A 16533-nucleotide genomic window follows, 5' to 3' on the forward strand; every position below is an offset into this window, starting at 1 on the left:
TTCGGGTGCTATCTATTTCTATGCATTATCGGCAGCCGCATCATAAGCCACAATAATCTTCTGAACCAGTGAATGACGCACCACGTCCGATTCGTTGAAATGGACGAACCCGATCTCTTCAATGCTGCTGAGAATCGAGCTGGCCTCGATCAGACCGGATTTTTTGCCTCTGGGCAAATCGATTTGCGTCATATCGCCCGTAATGACCATTTTGGAACCGAAGCCGAGACGCGTCAAGAACATTTTCATCTGTTCAGGCGTCGTATTCTGCGCTTCGTCCAAAATAATAAAAGAATCGTCCAGCGTCCGGCCGCGCATGTAGGCAAGCGGGGCGATTTCAATCAAACCGCGCTCCAGCGCCTTGCCTACCTGATCGGGGCCCATAACATCGTATAACGCATCATACAAAGGCCGTAAATAAGGATCCACCTTCTCCTGCAGGTCACCGGGCAGAAATCCGAGGCTTTCCCCGGCTTCAACCGCCGGACGGGTCAGCACGATTTTTTTGACTGTGCCTTCCTTTAAAGCTGTAATCGCAAGGACAACGGCCAGATAGGTTTTGCCGGTTCCGGCTGGCCCAATGCCGAATACGATATCGCGTTTCTTGATCATCGTTACATAGTGATTCTGGCCGATGGTCTTTACGCGGATCGGCTTGCCGCGGAACGTAACGGCTATCTCACCCTTATATAAATTAAGCAGCTGATCGGCCCGCAAATCGAGCGCCAGGTCGATGGCATACAATACATCGCGTTCAGTCAAAACATAACCGCCACGGATCAGCTCAAGCAGCACCTCAAACAGCTGCTGCACAACCATGGCATCCCTGTCTGCGCCCCTCAGGGTTATTTCGGACTCGCGGGATACGACTTGCACATCAATTTTTTCCTCGACCAATTTCAGGAACATATCCTGCGGACCAAACAAAGCAAGTCCTTCTGAAGCATTCTTCAGGGGGATTTTGATAACAGTCTGTTGTTCTGCCAAATATACTCATTCTCCTTGATCTTGAACTATAGGAACCTCTTCTGCAATATTTTGCTCTACTTCAAACAGCACTTTCATATAAACTTTACCATTCTCAGTCTTCTCATGCAAAATTTTTTCCTCTTTTATGACAGAATCCGCCCCATTTTTGGCCAAAATATCTCTTCTTGCCTGCGCGAGCCCGCTGTTTTTCGCCTGCTGCGGCGTCTGGCTGACTTCTATTTGCGTCTTTTCCATCACGGCTTCACTCATCCATCCGATCGGGAGCTTCCATTTTCTCCAGGTCAAAGGATCGGTCTCTGTATAAGTTACAGTCTGCTCAAACCGGACGCTGCCATACCCGGTAATCTGAATAGCCGTATTTCCGAAGTACAGATAACCTTTCTTTTTCTTGTCACCGGTAAGAACGTTCTCTTTCTTGACCAGCGGCGCTTCAATTTCATATTCATGCCATACCAGCCCTTTCACTTCTCCCTTGGAAACGACAGACCTCCCGCCCTGAACGCCCGAGATCAGGATGGTGCCTTTTTTGACCCGGTCATTCTTCGTAACCTGCGGGTATCCGCGCTCAGCATAAATATAGGTGATGACCGCATCCGACTTGCTGATCAGATTACGGGGACTGGCGAGCTTTTGTTCTTTCGGCTTTGTAGCTTCGACAACCTCAATCGTCGCTTTCGTGCCGTGTATGGTCACCCCAACCCAGGAGACACCTTCAAGCTTGCGGGCCAAATTTTTGGATAGCTTGTCCTGTTCGGACAGCTTGAATTTCCATTGAAACGGAAACAATCCTTCCTGTTTCGCAGCCAGCTTAATGTCTTCTGTCGGTATTTTGACGTTCCCCTCCACCTCCACATCCCAGACTAGGGAGGACATGGCGGCAATCATTAAAAAAAACAGAAGGAGGCCCACCGCAAACCATTTGCGCTGCAGGAGCCGCGATAGCAAAAAAGGAAATCCTCTGCGCTTCTTTACGTGCACGCGACAGCTTGTCTGTTTTAATAATGGACGGAGCGCGAAGAAATCGCCCACCATCAAGCTCAGCTCCATCCTTCTGTCCGGCAGGGGTTTGATCTCCCAAACCCCTATCCCTTGTTCCCCCAACCTGTTAATCAGCTGCTCCAAATCTCCTCCGCGGATCACGACGGTAACCGATCCACGGAGAAAGCTAAAGGCCGGTTCTTTCACGGCTTCTCCCCCGTTCCACGATACTTGATTTCGGAAATATAACCTTCAACCATTACCTCTTGGGGTACAATGGTCTTGATGACCAGATCTTTTCCCGTCACTTCGAGGCCGCCTTCACTGAGCGCCAGACTTAACCGCTCTTCCGAAAAATGCAGGACGCCCCTGTGATTCTCAATGAGCAGCTGCTTTCCGCCGATCAGCGTAAGCCTGGGCAGCTCAAACACGAGATCCCCCGGCAGGTCGAGCGCATCAACTGTCCATTTGCGAAATTTGCGGGCAATGCGGCTCATACGAGGCAATCCTCCTTCCCCTATGCTACAAAAATATGCGGGATCATCCGGATTTATGAGGAGCAGCCGAATATAGGGTAGTAAGAGAACGAAACAAAATAGGGACGGTCTTTCCTTCAGCAAAAAATAATCCCCGCAAAGTAACGGTCAGCTCTGCAGCTTATGCCGATTACTTTGCAGGGATTCAAATTTCGGTTTATGACCCAGGTTTTATAGTCGCATGCAAAAAACGCCCTCCGGTAAGTGAGGGCGTTCCGCTATTTACTCTATTGCAGCAGCTGCTGCACCGCCTGATTGACAAGCTTTCCATCAGCCCGTCCTTTGACTTTTGGCATCAGCTTGCTCATTACTTTCCCAATGTCGGCTTTCGAAGAAGCACCGGTTTCCTGGATGGTCTGCTGTACAATTACTTTAATTTCTTCTTCGGAAAGCTGCTCGGGGAGGTATCCGGCAATAATGTCAATCTCGGCTTTCAGATTATCGGCAAGGTCTTCTCGGCCTGCTTTGGTAAATTCTTGGAGGGCATCTTTGCGCTGTTTGATTTCACGACTTAGGATATCAAGCACTTCATCATCGTTCAGAGTTCTCTTCTGATCTATTTCAAGATTCTTGATCGCAGCACGAACCATTCGAATGGTGGTGAGTTTGAACTTATCCTGATTCCTCATCGCTTGCTTCATATCTTCGTTCAATCGTTCGCTCAGATTCATGGCAGTTCAAATCCTCCTAAAACTTTCTCTTACGCGCAGCCTCAGACTTTTTCTTGCGCTTAACGCTTGGTTTTTCATAATGCTTGCGTTTCTTCACCTCAGCCAGTACACCATCTTTGGCTATGGAACGCTTAAAGCGACGAAGAGCAGCATCGATTGTCTCATTTTTGCGAACTTTCGTTTCAGACACCAGTTTTCCCTCCCTCCGACCAGACCGTCCAAGAGCATAACACGGTTCATCAAATTTCATTATAGGTCAAAAGAGAACATAGTGTCAACTGGAGACCTACTTTTTTCAGGTTAAGAGTTACTTGGATGCAGGAATATCCCGCTTCCGCCAAGCTTAAGAAACGGGCAGATTCAGGCATGCGAGCTTGATATTCCGGTAAGCGCGCCCAGCTTGGCTCCGCCGAGCAGATGAAAATGCAGATGAAAAACAGTTTGTCCGGCATCCGGGCCGCAGTTGTTGATGAGCCGGTAGCCCGTTTCGGCGATGCCCAGCTTTCGTGCCACAAGCTGCGCGACCTTGTGAAGCTGTCCGATCAGGACATAATCCTCATCTCCCACTTCGTTCATCGAAGCTATATGTTTCTTCGGAATGATGACCACATGCGTAGGTGCCGCAGGCTGGATATCATGAAATGCGAGGAATGAATCATCTTCATATACTTTGCTGGATGGAATATCTCCGCTTACGATTTTACAGAACAAGCATTCTTGCATAAATAGACCCTCCTAATGAATTTAACCGTTTCGGGCTTGGCTGTTGCTAAGCCTTATACTTTTTGCCCCGTCTGTTATTTATCATACCGAAAATAGGCAAAAAAAAGAAGCACCCTGCATTCCCAGAGTACCCGGGAGTGCGCCGTACGGACGTATTGGCAGGAGAAGCTTAATTTCTCTAACCCATACGTCCGTCGGGGTAACTTCTTAAGATAATGTCGGCTTAGCTGTATTATAACAGCAGCAATAAACTGTATCTGTGATCTGCATCACCCAAATATACCCAGTGACACAAATGTTCTGTTCTGACACTTGTGCCGGCTGATTTCGTCTCTGGGAAAAAGTCCCCTTATCCCATTTCTGCAGGGGCAGGGCCCTGCTTCAAAGCCGGACGGCTTCGCCTATCTCAAAGAAGTATAGCCATTTCTCGGCTACAGGCAGGCCTGTGATCTGTTCGACCGCCGTAGCGTACAAATCCAGCTGGACCCGGTAACGCTCCTTCAGGGCGTCAACCCCACCCTCATGCTCCAGCACTCTGTCGCTTTTGTAGTCAAGCAAAATTTGCCGCCCGTCCACGAAAAATAGACAGTCTACAATACCTTGAACGAGAACCGTCTCTCCGTCAAGCTCGCGGCTTATGGACGGATCTCCCGAGAAATCGCCGCCGGCTTCTTCCAGCTCTGGCGCGAAATGCGGGTAAGCCTGCGCTGCCGGCATCCCGTAGGTGAACGGCAGCTCCCGCCTAATCCATTCCGCATGCTGCAGCAGCTGGCCTAACGGGCCGTCAAGAAACCCGGCGATACTTGCCGGGTCCAGCTCGGCAATCTGTTCGGGCAGCAGGATGCAAAGCTCCGTCAGCCTGCTGAACGTCTCTTCCACGATTGCGGATGGGGGCCTTCCCTCCCTGTTCTGCAACTGAATATGCTGCATGACGGTGTGATAGGCCGTCCCGCGTTCTGTCGGCGACATCGTCCGCTGCTCCATAAATCTCGGCCGCCGAAGGTGCAGCTTGTATGCAAAGCCTTCGGGCGGCGTTTCCTTCTCACGGCGCATGGATGCCATTTCTGCCGCATCTGCGGCTGCAGGCTGGTCCTTCGTGATCAACAGCGTTTTCAGCTCGGTGACGGAGGTCTTGGCCGCTAGGCGGCTGGCGGACGAATAGGGATAAGCCCACTCCAGCCGCTGCTCAACTTGTCTTACGATATCTTCATGCTCCTCTGCAGCCTGAATCAAACCGCCGGCCTCCCGCAACGTTCTGAGTGCCGCATCCCCTCTTCCTGCCGGCAGAAGCCCCTCTTCCCGGCCTGCCGCAGCGGCAAGCGCCATATTCCGTGACGGCAGAACGGCAATGCGCCAGTCGGGGCTGTCCTCCCGGGGCGGCAGCAAATGATGGCCGCCGCCGGATACGCCGGCCAGCTCCCGCAGTTCTTCCGCTGAAGCATGACGGATGAGCGCCGGGCCGATCCAGTCCATGTAGCAGCGGCTGCGGGCAAGCAGGTAATCGGGAAGCAGCTCTTCCTTGCTGTGCAGCGACTGGCTCCAGCCTGCAGCTGCTTTTTCCAGATCCTTAACGGCGGAAACAAGAATCAGCTTGTCTTTAGGCCGGGTAAGCGCGACGTACAAAATTCTCATTTCTTCCGCAATCAGCTCCATCTGAGCCCTCCGGCGAATCGCCAGATTCGGAAGCGTCGGATAACTGACCCGCGTGCTATCATCCAAAAATTTCGGTCCGAACCCAAGCTCCTTATGCATCAGGAACGGAGCGTTTAAATCCTGTTTGTTGAACATTTTGGAAAGGCCGGCTATAAAGACGACGGGGAACTCCAGACCCTTGCTTTTGTGGATGGTCATGATCCGAACCGCTTCCTGCTCACCGCCAGAGGCCGCAGGCGCCCCGAAATCCCCGCCCGTCTCCTTGAGCTTATCAATAAATCTCAAAAAGCGGAACAGGCCCGGGGCTCCGGATGAGCTTTCATATTGTCTGGCTCTGTCATACAACGCCCTGAGATTCGCCTGTCTCTGCGGTCCTCCCGCGAGCCCGCCGACCCAGTCCAAATAAGCGGTCTCTCTGAAAATATGCCAGATCAACCCGCTGAGTTCGCCTTCCCTGGCTTGTCCGCGCCACTGCTCCAGCAGCGCCAGGAATCGGCCCAATTTATCGAACAGCTCTCTTCCCGTGTTATCCTCCCCGGAAGCCGGAGATACGCCGCTTAACGCATTGCCGCTTCCGGACACGTCTACCTGACGAGTCCCTCCAGCCAATTGCTCATCTGCGGGCTCTTCCCCGTACTCCAAAGCCGCAGCGTCATGCCAGGCCAGCATCGCCTCATAGAAGCTCCCGCCGGTTTTCGCCAAACGGATGCGGGCCAGTTGTTCCTCATCAAGTCCCACAATCGGGGAACGCAGCACGGAGGCAAGCGGAATATCCTGCCGGGGATTATCGATGATTTGAAGCAGCGACAGCATAATTTCAACTTCGGACGCCTGAAAATACCCCTGATTCAGTTCTCCTACAGCCGGAATTCCCTCAAGCTGAAGCTCCTGAATCATCACCTGTGCCCATGCCGATGTAGACCGCAATAAAATAACGATATCGCCGTACGCAGCCGGACGGGAGTCTTTCAAGCTTTTGTCGTACACCATCAGAGGGGCGCCTCCCTCGCCTAGCAGACCGCGAATGCGGGCGGCAATGGCCCTTGCCTCAAGCCGGACCACCTCCAGTTCAGCCGCCTCTTCCGCGCGCCCCTGAGCTTCCGCTTCATCGCCATCCGTCACGCCTTCGCTGCTGCCATTTGTATCATATTCACCGGCGCTGCGGTCAATCAGCATCAGCTCCGGGGCATATTGAGGCATTCCCTTCTCACCTTTCGGAAACAGATCGCCATACACCAGTTCGGCCCGTTCGTCATAATCGATTTCGGCGACCGACGCATTCATGATCTGGCGAAACAGCATATTGACCGCCCCGACCACCTCCCGGCGGCTGCGGAAATTGCGCGCCAGGTCGATGCGCAGTCCTTCCCCCGTAAAGTCGTCGCCGTAACCGCGGTATTTGGCCAGAAACAACCCCGGCTCGGCAAGCCGGAAACGGTAGATGCTCTGCTTCACGTCGCCAACCATAAACCGGTTCCCTGGAAAAGGCCGGGAAATTAGCTGAACGATCGTTTCCTGGACCGTGTTCGTATCCTGGTATTCGTCTAGCAGTACTTCCTCATACTGCGCTTGATATTCCAGCGCGGCGTCCGAAGGAAGGATTTGCAGCGGCGTTGAATTCGGATGCAGCAAAATTTGCAGGCAATAATGCTCCAAGTCCGCAAAATCCAGCCAGCCTTTGGCTGTTTTCGCAAGCTTATACCGCTCGCCAAATTCGATCACAAGTTCGGACAGTTCGGACATAAGCGGCGACGCTTCTCGCAGCTCGGCCACAAATTCGTCAGCCGTTCTTCCAAACAGCTGCTGCCGCAGATCGCCCAGCGATTTCTTGGCTTCTTCGCGCAAGCTTTTGACTCTGTCCTGCAAGGCGGGGTCCGTCTGGTCCTTGCGGACCGGCTTCAGTTTGCCGAAGGAAGCGGATTGAAAAACGCCATGCAAGCTGCTCCAAGGTCCTTTCTCCACAGCCTCCTTCAAGCGGAGAACAACTTCAAGATCTTCCTCCAAAGTCACCGCATACGGGGCCGGCCCGCCCGGAGACAGAGAGAGCGCTTTTCCCTGGGACAGGACATTTAGAATTCCGTCCAGCGTCAGAAGCGTATCCTGAATAATGCTCTGAATCCAAAGGCTGTCTTTCAGAGTTTCTTCACTCGCATCGGCAAAAGATGCGGCCATGCTCCGCAGCCAGAAATCCGGCCAGGGATGGCTTCGCGAGAAATCATAGAGCCGGTGAACGAGACGCAGCATGGCGTCATCGCTTCGTTCCCCGCTGAACCATTCCACAAGCCTGATAAAGGAGGAGTCCGTACCGCCTTCCTGGCCGTATTTTTCTTCAAACAGTTCCTCCATCACTTCCTGTCTCAGCAGCTGCGCTTCATGCTCGGAGGCAATGCGGAAGCCCGGATCTAGCGGAATCATCGTATAGTATCGTTGGATCACTTCCATGCAAAAGGAATGCAACGTAGTGATCGAAGCGCGTCCCAGCATCGCCAGCTGTCTTTGCACATGCTCATCGCTTTCGTTCTGCTCCAGCTGTCTTTCCAGCGCCTCGCGAATCCGCTGGCGCATTTCAGCCGCAGCCGCTTTCGTAAACGTCGCAACCAGCAAGTGCTCGATGCCGATCTTATGATTCCGGTCCGTAATTTTTCGAATGATCCGCTCGACGAGCACAGCCGTTTTGCCGGAGCCGGCGGCTGCTGCAACAAGCATATTGCCTCCGGAAAGCGCAATAGCCTTCCACTGATCATCGCTCCAGTAGCTGCCAGCGGGTTTCTGTATTACGAGTTCCACGATGATTCCTCCTCCAGACGGTTCCACATCTCATTTCTGCCCGGCTTGCCGAGAACTTTGTGGCGCGCTTCATCGGACGGCTCAATCTGGCAGACCGATTTGAAAGAACAAAAGGCGCAGGGGGTTTCCTGTCCCAGCCGGTAGGGCTCGATTGCCACGTCCCCTTCCGTAATCCGGGTGCCAATGCTGCGGATGGTGTTTCGCGCCGCGGACAGCAGCACGCTCCACTGCTCCGGTGTCGCCACGGCCGCGCTGCTGTAAAACCCGCCATCAGCTTTCACTGCAACAGGCAGTATATCCGAATAGCCTTTCTCCAACTGGTTGTCCATCATGCCCACAATGTCGCGGTCTGCCATAAGCAGGCCCCTCATTTTGAAGCGTCTCAGCATCTCCTTGCGTGCCTGCTCCCCATCCAGGCCGTTGCTGCTCTGAAGAAGCGGGTTATGGACATGGAAATACAGCGTGCCGGCAGGCTGAGCCGGACTTCCCAGCCATTCCTCGGCAGAGGACAAGATGACGTCCAGATAAGTAAGCATCTGCAGCGCAAGTCCGTAATACACCTCATGCAGCTTCAGATCTGTCTGGCTGGATTTGTAATCAATCACCCTTAGCAGGATTCCGCGTTCGTTCTCCGCCATATCCACCCGGTCAATCCGCCCAACGACTTCCATGACACAACCGTTGTCCAGCTCAAAGACAAGCGGAGGAAGCTCCTTATCAGGACCGAAGTCGAGCTCAAGACCGGCCGGTTCAAAGCTTCCTCTCCGGGCTTGCTCGCCAAGGATGACCGACGCTCTTCCCACAATATTTTTCAGTTTTCGGGAAATAAAACCGTAGCGCTTTGAACTGAGCAGAATCTCGCCCTGAAGCTGCGGCACAAGCTGGTCTACGGCAGCTTCGGCTTCCCTTATGCATTCTTCGGGAGTGAGGCTGCCCCAACTGCGGTTCTCGTTCTTGAACGAAACGGCCATGGAGCTGAGCGCAGCATGAAACAGCTGGCCGATGTCAGGCGCTTTAAGCCGGTATAGCTGGCGCTCCTTAAGCTTTAAACCGTGAGAAGCAAAATGCGAAAACGGACAGGCCGCAAATTTCTCCATCCGCGAAACGCTTGTCCGCAGGCGCATGCCGTAGAGCTTCCGGCTTGTCGTCTCGGAGAGTCCCTTTGTCCCGTTGCGGTAGTCCAGGGAACCGATCAGATAGTCCATCTTCTCCTGAAATTCCGGATGCGAGCGGAACCAGTACAAGGCCCCCCACCATACCGGAGAAAGCTCGGCCCCGGCCCTCCACTGCCGAAGCTGCCCGATCAGGGCCGACAGAACCGGCCCGGGACGGGAGATTAGCTCAAGCTGAGCTATATCGTCAGAAGCCGCCGCCGGGGTATCGGCTACAAATCGTTCCCGCAGGGAAGGAAACATCGTGCGGACATCCCGCACGACTTCAGACGGCAGCAGAGCTTTTCCATCTTCATCCGCCAGCGGGTAGGAAATCCACAGCGAACGTTCAGCCGAAGACACGGCGTGGTAAATCAGAAAACGTTCATCCAGCAGCTTTCGGGTGATGCCCGGCTCCAGCGTCAGTCCGATTTCGGACAATCTCATCCGCTCCTGATCGGTCAAAACCCCTTCTTCCTGAAAAACGGCAGGCATGACGCCTTCATTGACGCCGAGCAAAAATACATGCTTCACATGCCCCGAGCGGGTTCGGTCCGTAGATCCCACAAGCACTTGGTCCAGCGATGGCGGCACCAGGCCCAGCTTCAGATCCTGAAGGCCTGTGTCCAGCACGCCGGCAAAAAGCTCTGCGCCAAGCTGTTCATCCCCCATCATGTCCACGATCTGATCCAAAAGATCAAGCACCGCTCCCCAAAGCGACCGATGCTCCATCGCCTGCTGCGGCTTTCCCTTCATGGCAGCCTCATGGGCAAGACGGTCAAGGCGCTGGGCGGCCTGGATATCCTCCAGCAGGCGAAAGACCGCGGCGCACATTTCCCTTGCCGTTTTGCTTTTCTTCAGCCGCTTCTCAAATGCGGACAACGGACCGACAACTGTCTCGCGGCAGCGGCGAATTGTCTCCATCCGCTTAGCGTCGGCCCTGGATGCTGCCGTTTCCCCTTGCTCGCCCGGCTCCAGCGACAGGCTTGGCGCTCCCTTCCACACTTTCTCGCTGTTCCAGCGGGCGCCTTCTATGCCTGATGCCAGCACGTAATTTTCCAACAGGTCCATATCTTCACGCGTAATGCTGCAGTCCGGCGGCAGCAGGAAATCCGTCTTCACGCAGCGGAAAACATCTTCATATTTCCAGAAACGCCGCACGACGTCCAAAGCCCCGCGCAGCATTTCCACAAGGGGATGGTGCACAACGCTTTTGCGCTGGTCCAGGAAGACCGGCACGCCATAGTCTCCGAATATCGGCTCCACGAAAGGGGCATAGTTCTCCAGGGAACGGACATAAACAGCCATATCGCGCCATCTCGCCCCTTCTTCCCTCGCAAGTCTGACCATTTCCCGGGCAGCCGCTTCGACTTCCGCTCGCCGGCCCGCAGCTCCTCTTAATCGCAGAGACCGCTGAAGATCAGCAGGTTCTTCTCCCTGTCTTAGACGCTTCCTGGTGCCATACATGGATTCCAGCGCAGCGAGCGTCTCGCTCCCGGCAAATCTGGGATAAGGCCGCCCGTCTAGCACTTTTACCGGCTGAATCTCAATGCCGGAATTTTCGGCAACCATGCGCAGCTTCATATACGTTACTGCCGTCTTATGAAACAAATTGAGTTCATGCGGCGGGAGTCCGTCGTCATAAGGCCTGTCCAGCGTAAGGGCTACCTTCACTGAAGCGGCTGTTTCCATCAGCTTAAGCAGCGCTGTATATTCCTGCGGAGTAAAGCTGTAAAAACCGTCCACCCAAATTTCCGCTCCTCTTAAAAAAGAAGAGGATGGAGCCCCTTCCGCCAGCTTGGCGACATGATCCTCCGCGTCGATATAAAGTCCGGCCAATTCTTGCTCATATTCGCGAAACAGCAGGGCAAAATCATGCATTTTATCCCGGAGCAGCGGAGATTCCTTGTCCGACGCATCCAAAAATCTGAAATGACGTTCCAAAGCGGCCGCATCCACGCCATATCTCTTGGTTTCGGAATAAAGCATGCTGAGCCGGTCGATCAGCCCCAGTTGCCCCCCGGCATTTCGGTACAGCTTCAGATCGATCTGAAGGCGCCGCATAATGCGGTACAGCAGCATTTTCTTGCCTTCGTCGCTAATCGGCACAAGCGCGGAGCCGCCTGTCTCCTGCATGACTCTAAGGGCAAGCCTCTTGAACCCCAGCACCTGAACACGCACCGTTCCTTGAAGTCCGGGAGAGGCCGCGATCGCCCGCTCAATCTGAAAGGTTGCCTGCTCCGGGACCAAAATTACAATCGGTGGTCCTGAAGGGTTGTCGCGCAGTCGGCTGCGGATTTCTTCAAGAATCAAGCTGCTTTTGCCGCTTCCGGCTCGTCCGATAATCATCTGAAGTGACACGGGAAAACCTCCCTTATATAATAAACGCTCTTATTTCGGAGCGAACTTCCATCTCTATATGGATAGCTAATAGTATACCATAACCCAAAAATAATGGAACATATGTTTGCTATTTGAAGAAACATTTTTTTCCATAATATCAAGTTCAAAAATAAAAAAAGGCAGACCCTCGGACGATACATCCTGAAGGTCTGCCCTGCTCCATCATTTCTCTGAAGGGGTGAGTATGGTAAAGCACCGCTGAAGCGGCCGCTTAAACCGTTTTACTCCGCACTTCAAAGATGGCAAATTTCAAATAATGCCCTTCCTCAACGCCCAAAATTTGCGGATGGTCTTTTCCGGCGGCCCGCCATTCGACAAGCCGCAATATTTTGCCCGCATCGGCCGCAGCTTCGGCGATGGTGCTGAGGAAAAGCTCCGGACGCATGTGGTAGGAGCAGCTGGCTGTCACCAGATATCCGCCCTCATTGACGAGCTTCATGCCGTGCAGATTGATATCCTTGTATCCGCGGCACGCTCCTTTGACCGCCTTTCTCGTCTTCGCAAAGGCCGGCGGGTCAAGAATAACGACATCCCACGTTCTGCCGGTTCCGGCCTCCATAGGCACCGAAGTATCCACCTTTCCTTCGGCGCGCGCCTTCCGTTCCTCCTGGCCTTTTACCTGGCTGCGCAGGTAATCGAAAGCGTCCGCAACGACAAACTCCACTCTGTCGTCGAATCCGTTAAGTCTGACGTTTTCCCGGGCGCTTTCGATGGCATGTTCGGAAATATCAAGACAGGTAACCTTCTTGGCTCCGTACTTGCAGGCATGGAGCGTAAAGCTTCCGGTATGCGAAAAACATTCGAGCACGGTTGCCCCATCCCAATAAGGGAACGAAATTTCCTTGCCGTTGCGGTTTACCGGTACAGTACGGCTGCTTCCGTCTTCCCCTTCTACCTGCTTAAGCCCGATTCCGCTTCGTTCTCCCCAGCCAGTCATCAGAGGAGCAATAGAGTCGCGGTTCTCCCGCTGGTCGAAAAAGTATCCCGTCTTCTGTCCTTCTTCAATATCCACAGAGATCAGCAGCCCGTTCTCGGTTACCGTGACATGACGCGGACAATCGCCGTACAGCGGGCCTTTGGTTTGCTCCAGTCCCTCGATCTCGCGAACGCCTACATCGCTGCGCTCGTAAATTCCTTTCGGATTCATCACCTGTACCAGAGCTTCCGCGATCTGCTCCCGGCGCTGATCCATGCCCAAAGTCAGCAGCTGGACAACCAGTATATCACCAAAACGGTCCACGATGAGACCGGGGAGAAAATCGGCTTCCCCATATACGAGCCTGTAGGCATCCTCCTGAACAAAACGGCGGCGGTGGCGCAGACAATCCCGAAAGCGTTCCGCGAAAAAAGAGGTGTCCATTTCCCGGAGCGGCTGGTAAGCTACTGCTCTTACCGTAATCTGGGAGGCCGGGTTATAGTATCCGGTTGCCAGATACCGGCGCTGATGGTTTACAACGTCAACCAGGTCGCCTGGCGCCGGATCTCCTTCCACAAGGTCGATTTCACTCTGGTAAACCCAGGGATGCCCCTGCTCAAGCCGCTTTTTGCGGCTGCGCTGCAATACAACAATTGCCATAAAGGTATGTCCACTCCTGAATCGTAGATTTTCATTAAGGTTGTGTGTCTTTTTCATGCTGTCCGTTAAAATCGTATTTCCGCACTTCCGGCAGGCTTGTCATGCCCGGATTTCTTTGCGCATAAACATACTCAAGAAGCATGTACTTCTTCCGCGTTATACGTCATCATCAAGAAAGGAGGACCGCCCGGGTGGTTCGCGAAATCATGATCCCGCTGACGTTTGGACTGGCCCTCTTTATTTTCGGTATGAAAATGATGGAGCTTGCCCTGCAGGCGTGGGCGGGACCGGTACTGACGAGACTGCTGAACGCTTCGACGGCCACGCCGCTCAAAGGAATGCTGTTCAGCACCATAGTAACAGCTCTGCTCCAAAGCAGTACGGCTGTCACCGTCATGACCATTGGCCTCGTCAATGCCGGTCTGTTAACCTATGGCCGTACACTCGGCATCATCCTGGGCGGCAATATCGGCACCTGCCTGACCACAGAGCTGATTGCGCTGCAGCTTACACGCATGGGCTTCCCGCTGCTTCTGCTGTCTCTCTGCATCTGGTTTGCCGCAGTTGCTTTTAAAGAAAGGCTTCCCGCCGGGCTAGCGCGTTATGCTTCCCTGCTGGACTCGGTTCAGCATGCTTCCCTCGCCGGCGCAGGCTTCAGCCTTGTTCTGACGGCAATTTCATGGATGCAGAGCACAGGCGGCGCGCTGCAGGCCTACGGGTTGATCGATTGGTTCACCAAACAGGCCGAAAGCAGCATACTGTGGGGCGTCCTAGCCGGCGCCGCCCTAGCCGCCCTTGTCCACAGCAGCGCTGCCGTGATCGGGCTGGCGATGGGACTGGCCGCTTCGGGAGCGTTCCCCGTGCCGCTTGGCATCGCTGTAGTGATCGGCTCGAATGTAGGCACCTGCGTAACGGCGCTGATCGCTTCCATCGGCAGCACCCGATCCGGCCGATTCGTGGCCTGGTCGCATATTCTGCTTAATGTCTGCGGAGCCTTGCTGTTCCTGCCGTTCATTCCCGAGCTTGAAGCGCTGTCGGCATGGCTGTCGCCAGAAGCTTCCAGTCAGATTGCACACAGCCAAACGCTGTTCAACGTTCTGAGTTCCTTGCTCGCGCTGCCCGTCTGCTACCTGCCGGTCTGGAAGCGTCTGGATCAATCCAATTCAAAAGATTGAAATAGCTAGGGAAAACAGCTTGTCAGTTCTCCACTCCGAGCATTTTGAGCGCTTTTTCCAGAATGAAATCATTGTTATCGTAACCGGCAGTCCGCTGCTTCTCCAAAGCCTCATGCGGCTCATACCAGGCGACCCCGCGGATTTCCTCTACTTGCGCTTTCAGGTCGCCTTCTTTGCTTTCCACCAAGTAATAGTGCACTTCCTTGTCCACTTCGCCATGCTCGGCGTGCTGATATTTATAGGCGATAATATCGATCGGCTTCACGATGCTGCCCTTCACGCCCGTTTCTTCCCAAATCTCCCTTAGAGCCGTCTCTTCAACCGTTTCGCCTTGCTCCTGTTTTCCTTTCGCAAAGGATATTTTTCCATAACGGTCTGTAATCAATTGAATTTGCAGCTGCTTGTCTTCCCTGCGAAAAACGACGCCCCCGGCGGATATTTCTTTGTACGGCAAACGGCTCACCCTCTCTTATAGCTTGAACAATAAGGATTCCATTCCTTTTGCGAAATGAAATCCTGCATTCGGACTTAACACACAGAAAAGCTCACCGGCCCGCTGCCTCGGGCAGTGCGTCCAGAATCCGGACGAGCGTGCCTTCGCAGCTGTTGACGCCGGCTTTTGTCACCTTGACGCGGGACAATCTTCCGGTAAGATCCTCGTTCGTATCGAACACCACCTGAAGATAATTGTCGCTCAAGCCCATAGCCCGTCCCGGACCATATTGGCCTTTCTCATCTCGTTCGGGAATGACATCCAGCACGTCACCTACAAATTTTTCGGCATAAGCCAGCTGCATCTGTTCGGACAAATCGATCAGTTCATGCACGCGGGCATGCTTCACTTCCTCGTCCACCTGGTCTTCCATCCGGGCAGCCGGCGTACCGGTGCGTTTGGAATAAGGGAAGACGTGGAGCTCGGAGAAGCCGATCCGCTTGATCGCCTCAAAGCCGTCGCGGAACAGCTCGTCGGTTTCGCCCGGGAAGCCGACAATCACATCGGTCGTAATGGCGACATCAGGCATAAAATCGCGGATTTTCCGGATTTTCTCCTCAAATTCGGCGACCGTATATTTGCGTCTCATCCGTTTGAGCACTTCATCATTTCCCGCCTGCAGCGGAATATGAAAATGACGGCACATTTTCGGCGATTCCTTCAGAACCTTGAGCACGTTGTCATCAATTTGGCTCGCTTCAATGGAACTGATCCGCACCCGTTCCAGTCCTTCCACCTTGTCCAGATCCCACAGCAGATCGGCCAAACGGTAGTTATCCAGATCGTCGCCATACCCGCCCGTATGAATGCCGGTCAGGACAATTTCCTTGTAGCCTGCGGCAACAAGCTGTCTGGCTTGCGCCAGAACGCTTTTGGGATCACGGCTCCGGGACAAGCCTCTGGACCACGGAATGATGCAGAAGGTGCAGAAGTTGTTGCAGCCTTCCTGGATTTTAAGAAACGCGCGGGTATGGTCCGTGAAGTTCGGAACATCAAGCTCTTCGAATTCCCGGGTTTTCATAATGTTGCGAACCGCATTGATCGGCTTTCGTTTCTGCTGGATTTCTTCTACATAAGAAATGATTTTGTCGCGGTCCTGCGTGCCGATCACGAGATCGACTCCCGGAATATCCATAATTTCGGCGGGCGAGGTCTGCGCATAGCAGCCTGTTACCGCAATAATGGCGTCGGGATTCCGGCGAACGGCACGGCGGATGATCTGCCGGCTCTTTTTATCACCCGTATTGGTTACTGTACAGGTATTGATCAAGTACACATCTGCGGTTTGTTCGAAGTCTACCTGTTCATATCCTTCGTTTTTAAACAACTGCCAAATGGCTTCCGTATCATAAAAGTTAACTTTACATCCTAACGTGTAAAAAGCTACGGATGGCATA

12 protein-coding genes are annotated in these 16533 nt (G+C 53.6%); 1 reads left to right on the forward strand and 11 read right to left on the reverse strand.

Features of this window, described 5'->3' with window-relative positions:
- Positions 1–18: 18 nt before the first annotated feature.
- The 9 genes from K7397_RS06500 to K7397_RS06540 all read right to left on the reverse strand — a co-directional run bounded on the left by K7397_RS06500 (position 19) and on the right by K7397_RS06540 (position 13468).
- Complete coding sequence (locus K7397_RS06500) at positions 19–987, reverse strand: PhoH family protein (RefSeq protein ID WP_223067141.1); 969 nt, start codon at positions 985–987, stop codon at positions 19–21.
- Between the two features lie 6 nt (positions 988–993).
- On the reverse strand, positions 994–2175 hold the full coding sequence (gene yqfD, locus K7397_RS06505; protein ID WP_223067142.1) for a sporulation protein YqfD: 1182 nt from the start codon (positions 2173–2175) through the stop codon (positions 994–996).
- Positions 2172–2465, reverse strand: coding sequence for a sporulation protein YqfC (gene yqfC / locus K7397_RS06510; RefSeq protein ID WP_223067143.1), 294 nt, complete (start codon positions 2463–2465; stop codon positions 2172–2174). Before yqfC ends, yqfD begins: the two co-directional genes overlap by 4 nt.
- 266 nt (positions 2466–2731) lie before the next feature.
- Positions 2732–3175 carry a GatB/YqeY domain-containing protein gene (locus tag K7397_RS06515; protein WP_223067144.1) on the reverse strand — a complete coding sequence of 148 codons (444 nt, stop codon included), beginning with the start codon at positions 3173–3175 and terminating at the stop codon, positions 2732–2734.
- A 16-nt stretch (positions 3176–3191) separates the two neighbouring features.
- Entirely contained in the window at positions 3192–3365 is a 174-nt protein-coding gene (gene rpsU / locus K7397_RS06520) for a 30S ribosomal protein S21 (protein ID WP_005547957.1), read from the reverse strand.
- A gap of 170 nt (positions 3366–3535) precedes the next feature.
- Complete coding sequence (locus K7397_RS06525) at positions 3536–3898, reverse strand: histidine triad nucleotide-binding protein (protein ID WP_223067145.1); 363 nt, start codon at positions 3896–3898, stop codon at positions 3536–3538.
- Between the two features lie 381 nt (positions 3899–4279).
- On the reverse strand, positions 4280–8338 hold the full coding sequence (gene addA / locus K7397_RS06530) for a helicase-exonuclease AddAB subunit AddA (RefSeq protein WP_223067146.1): 4059 nt from the start codon (positions 8336–8338) through the stop codon (positions 4280–4282).
- Positions 8326–11850 (reverse strand): helicase-exonuclease AddAB subunit AddB, encoded by a 3525-nt coding sequence (gene addB, locus K7397_RS06535; RefSeq protein ID WP_223067147.1) that lies wholly within the window; start codon positions 11848–11850, stop codon positions 8326–8328. Before addB ends, addA begins: the two co-directional genes overlap by 13 nt.
- A 253-nt stretch (positions 11851–12103) precedes the next feature.
- Positions 12104–13468: a class I SAM-dependent rRNA methyltransferase gene (locus tag K7397_RS06540; protein ID WP_223067148.1), complete on the reverse strand. Its 1365-nt coding sequence runs from the start codon at positions 13466–13468 to the stop codon at positions 12104–12106.
- Positions 13469–13659: 191 nt separating this feature from the next.
- On the opposite strand from K7397_RS06540, the gene K7397_RS06545 reads away from it, so the two are divergent.
- Positions 13660–14643, forward strand: a complete 984-nt coding sequence (locus K7397_RS06545) for a Na/Pi cotransporter family protein (RefSeq protein WP_223067149.1) — start codon at positions 13660–13662, stop codon at positions 14641–14643.
- 22 nt (positions 14644–14665) lie between these two features.
- Here K7397_RS06545 and K7397_RS06550 read toward each other — a convergent pair whose 3' ends face one another.
- Both K7397_RS06550 and mtaB read right to left on the reverse strand, forming a co-directional pair.
- On the reverse strand, positions 14666–15097 hold the full coding sequence (locus K7397_RS06550; RefSeq protein ID WP_223067150.1) for an NUDIX hydrolase: 432 nt from the start codon (positions 15095–15097) through the stop codon (positions 14666–14668).
- 91 nt (positions 15098–15188) lie between these two features.
- Positions 15189–16532: a tRNA (N(6)-L-threonylcarbamoyladenosine(37)-C(2))-methylthiotransferase MtaB gene (gene mtaB, locus K7397_RS06555; RefSeq protein ID WP_223067151.1), complete on the reverse strand. Its 1344-nt coding sequence runs from the start codon at positions 16530–16532 to the stop codon at positions 15189–15191.
- Between the last annotated feature and the right edge of the window lies 1 nt (position 16533).

It is taken from the genome of Paenibacillus caui (assembly GCF_019904135.1).
GTDB classification, from domain to species: domain Bacteria; phylum Bacillota; class Bacilli; order Paenibacillales; family Paenibacillaceae; genus Fontibacillus; species Fontibacillus caui.

Excerpts from the sequence above, each read along its gene's own strand:
- K7397_RS06515 (WP_223067144.1), bottom strand. The coding sequence starts at position 3,175 with ATGAATCTGAGCGAACGATTGAACGAAGATATGAAGCAAGCGATGAGG.
- K7397_RS06540 (WP_223067148.1), bottom strand. The coding sequence starts at position 13,468 with ATGGCAATTGTTGTATTGCAGCGCAGCCGCAAAAAGCGGCTTGAGCAG.
- mtaB (WP_223067151.1), bottom strand. The coding sequence starts at position 16,532 with ATGCCATCCGTAGCTTTTTACACGTTAGGATGTAAAGTTAACTTTTAT.
- yqfC (WP_223067143.1), bottom strand. The coding sequence starts at position 2,465 with ATGAGCCGCATTGCCCGCAAATTTCGCAAATGGACAGTTGATGCGCTC.
- K7397_RS06525 (WP_223067145.1), bottom strand. The coding sequence starts at position 3,898 with ATGCAAGAATGCTTGTTCTGTAAAATCGTAAGCGGAGATATTCCATCC.